The organism is Bifidobacterium sp. POST2/T3 (B1) (genome assembly GCF_058197115.1).
In genome coordinates this window covers 1-3,161 of sequence record NZ_JBVPQK010000305.1, presented here as the reverse complement: position 1 = coordinate 3,161, position 3,161 = coordinate 1, and the positions used below count along the sequence as shown (strand labels likewise).

The window sequence follows — 3,161 nt, the reverse complement described above, 5'->3', positions numbered from 1 at the left end:
ACGCCCAGACGATAGCCCATGGCTCCGGCACCGATGACCGTATAACGCATCGAAACACACCCTCTTTGTTCTCTTGAATAGACGACGCACCTCCGGGGACCGGCCCGGGGGATACCAAGCAGTATGCCGAGACGGCAGAAGGGAACCAAGGCAACGGTCGCATGGTGGACATAAGGACCGGAATATGCCCGGATTTCTGCACCTTGGAGGACTTGGCCGCATACGCGGACATCCTGCAATCCCGATGAAAACGTCGACCTAGGCTGGAACCCATGCAGAAAGAACAGAGAGGAGCCGGAAAGATGGACCGGCGGACCCTGGCCATCCTGGTCCTGGTGGGCGTAATCAGCGGATTCCTGTCGGGGATGTTCGGCATCGGAGGCGGATCGATCATCGTGCCTGCCCTGGTGTGGACCGGACTGCAACAACGGCAGGCCTCGGCCACCTCACTGGCCTCCATGATCCCCATGTCGCTGGCCGGCGTGGCATCCTACGCCCTGGGCGGGCATGTGGACTGGCTGGCCGCCCTGCTGCTGGCCGTGGGCACGGTCATTGGGGCACAGATCGGCACCTGGCTGCTGGACCGGCTTCCTGAGGTGATACTCAGATGGCTCTATGTGGGCTTCCTGATGGCGGTCATTGCCCAGCAGCTGCTGTCCACGCCCTCCAGGGAGAGCAGCATCCAGCTGAGCCCGGCAGTGGCCTTGATCATTCTGCTGGTCGGCATCCTGATCGGAACCCTGTCAGGGCTGCTGGGCGTAGGCGGCGGAGCCATCGCGGTGCCGGCCTTGGCCCTGCTGGGCGCCAGCGACCTGATCGCCAGGGGGACCTCCCTGCTGGCCATCCTGCCCAGTTCCTTGTCAGGAACGTTCACCAACCTGCGACACCACCTGGTCCATGCCGGTCAGGGGCTGCTTCTGGGAATCGTGGCTGCTCTGACCACGCCGGTGGGCACCTGGGCGGCCTCAGGTGTCAGCGCGCGAATGGGTGCCAATTTGTTCGCCGCCTACCTCTGCCTGATTGTTTTGCGCTGCATCTGGGCGGCTCTCCAGGTTACCCCGGCCTTCCAGCGGTACAGGGCCAATCACCACCACCACTGAAAAACGGGACTCAGTCCTGGCGGTGTTGGGCGAAGAAGTCGGCAAGAATACCGGCGCACGCCTGTTCGCACACACCACCCAGCACCTCGACCTTCGTTCCGGTGTGCGGATCACGAGGGAGATCCCAGACCGATCCGCAGGCACCCATCTTGGGATCCCAGGCACCGAAGACCACCCTGCTGAAATGGCAGGCCATCAGGGCTCCAGCACACATGGGGCAGGGTTCCAGGGTCACGACCATGGTGCATCCTGCCAGATCCCAGCCCGCGTCGGATTTCCCGATGGCCTCCATCTCGGCATGAGCCAGGGGACGGCCCAGGGCCTGCCGCTGGTTGAAGCCCCGGCCGATGACCCGGTCCGAGGTATCCAAGACCAGGGCGCCCACGGGCACGTCCCCTCGGTCTCCGGCCAGGCCGGCCAGCCGCAGGGCCTCCTCCATGGACGCCTTCCACCGTTCTTGCACGGGTTCAGTCTGGCAGTCCAGCCCGACAGGTCAGTTCAGTTGATCATGCCTGCGATGCGGCGGCGCACATGGTGCAGATGGCCCTTGGTCCGCCCCGATGTGTCGATGCCACGCTTGGCCAGGAAGGCACGAACCATCTTGTCGCCTTCGCTGAAAATCAGGACCGTCAGTCCAATCCCCAGGCAGATGAGCCACTGGCTTGCGCTCAAGGGGGCCATGCCCAGAACGCCCGCAACCGGAGCAAGATACATGGCCCCCGCATGGATGCCCAGGGCCACGAACGAGGCCACCAGAAGGAAGATGTTGTCCAAGGGGTTGAGCTGGAAGATCAGCCTGTTCTCGGACCGGGCCGACATGGCGACGAAGAAGTTGAAGAGAACCAGCAGAGTCAGGGCGATGGTCCGGGCGTGGGCCAGATCCATTCCCGCGTTGATGTTCAAGCGGAAGAGGACCAGGATGCAGGTGGCCATCCAGAGCCCGCAGACGGCAAGTCGCTCCCAGAGCACCCGCGAGAGCAGACCCTCTCCAGACGAACGCGGGGGCGACTCCAGCTCATCCCCATTGCCAGGTTCGAATCCCAGGGCGATGTCCTGGACACCGTTGGTCACGAAGTTGATCCAGAGCATCTGCAGGGGCAGGAAGAGCAGGGGCTCCTCGGAGATTACATTGACCCCCACGGCGATCATGGCGGCTGCAGCCGTGGACAGGAGGAAGTAGGCGGACCCGCGGATGGCCTTGAAGATGACCCTTCCCTGGCGCACGGCCTGGGTGATGGTGACGAAGTTGTCGTCGGTCAGGACCACATCGCTGGCCTCACGGGCCACGTCGGTGCCGGAACGGCCCATGGCGATGCCTACCGAGGCAGCCTTCAGCGCCGGGGCGTCATTGACGCCGTCGCCGGTCACAGCCACCACATGGCCTTCGTCCTGCAGGGCCTCCACAATGCGTAGCTTGTCCTGGGGGGAGACGCGGGCGGCGATGGAGGTCTCACGCAGACGGGCCCGGAGGACCTCGTCGCTCATCTCCAGCATCTCGCTGCCGGTCAGCGCCTGATCGGTGTGCTCCAGACCCAGGCGCCGGCCTATGGCGGCTGCGGTCACCGGGTGATCGCCGGTGATCATGACCACGCGGATACCAGCCCCGGCGCATTCGGCGATGGCCTCGCGCACGCCGGGTCGAGGCGGGTCGAGCATGCCCTCAAGTCCCAGGAAGGTCAGGTCGTCGGGTCGACGGCGGGAGGCGGGATCCTGATCAGGGGAAAGGACCCTGCTGGCCACGCCTATGACACGCAACCCCTGGGAGCCCATGGCTTCGTAGGACTTGTGGACAGCCTGGGTGTCCAGGGGGACGACTTGGCCATCCGGGTCCAGCATGGTTCGGCTCATGGCCATGACCGCGTCCGGGGCTCCCTTGACATATTGGGTCAAGGTGCCGTCTGGACTGCGGCGGATGGTCATGGAGTGGAGCAGCTCCGGCTCGTAAGGGGTCTCCATGACGATAGGAGCGTCCAAGTCTTCGGTAGTCACGGCCCCGGTCTGGTCGGCCAGGCGGGCCATGGCCATATCGACCGCGTCGCCGCTGTATTCGATGCCGCCTTG

The 3,161-nt window shown here is 64.6% G+C and carries 3 protein-coding genes; 1 reads left to right on the top strand and 2 read right to left on the bottom strand.

Annotated elements, in window-relative coordinates; all coding sequences use genetic code 11:
• The first annotated feature begins 272 nt into the window (after positions 1-272).
• The gene (locus AC0AP0_RS10865; RefSeq protein WP_490430475.1) at positions 273-1,100 is read left to right on the top strand and encodes a sulfite exporter TauE/SafE family protein; all 828 of its coding nucleotides are present in this window, start codon (positions 273-275) and stop codon (positions 1,098-1,100) included.
• 10 nt (positions 1,101-1,110) lie between these two features.
• Here AC0AP0_RS10865 and AC0AP0_RS10860 read toward each other — a convergent pair whose 3' ends face one another.
• Together AC0AP0_RS10860 and AC0AP0_RS10855 are read right to left on the bottom strand one after the other, a co-directional pair.
• Positions 1,111-1,539: a nucleoside deaminase gene (locus AC0AP0_RS10860; protein WP_490430474.1), complete on the bottom strand. Its 429-nt coding sequence runs from the start codon at positions 1,537-1,539 to the stop codon at positions 1,111-1,113.
• Positions 1,540-1,598: 59 nt separating this feature from the next.
• Positions 1,599-3,161, bottom strand: a 1,563-nt coding sequence (locus AC0AP0_RS10855) for a cation-translocating P-type ATPase (RefSeq protein ID WP_490430473.1), incomplete at its 5' end; no start/stop codon positions are given.

Bases quoted from the DNA above. Each gene is read 5' to 3' on its own strand.
- AC0AP0_RS10865 (WP_490430475.1), top strand. From the start codon at position 273: ATGCAGAAAGAACAGAGAGGAGCCGGAAAGATGGACCGGCGGACCCTG.
- AC0AP0_RS10860 (WP_490430474.1), bottom strand. From the start codon at position 1,539: ATGGAGGAGGCCCTGCGGCTGGCCGGCCTGGCCGGAGACCGAGGGGAC.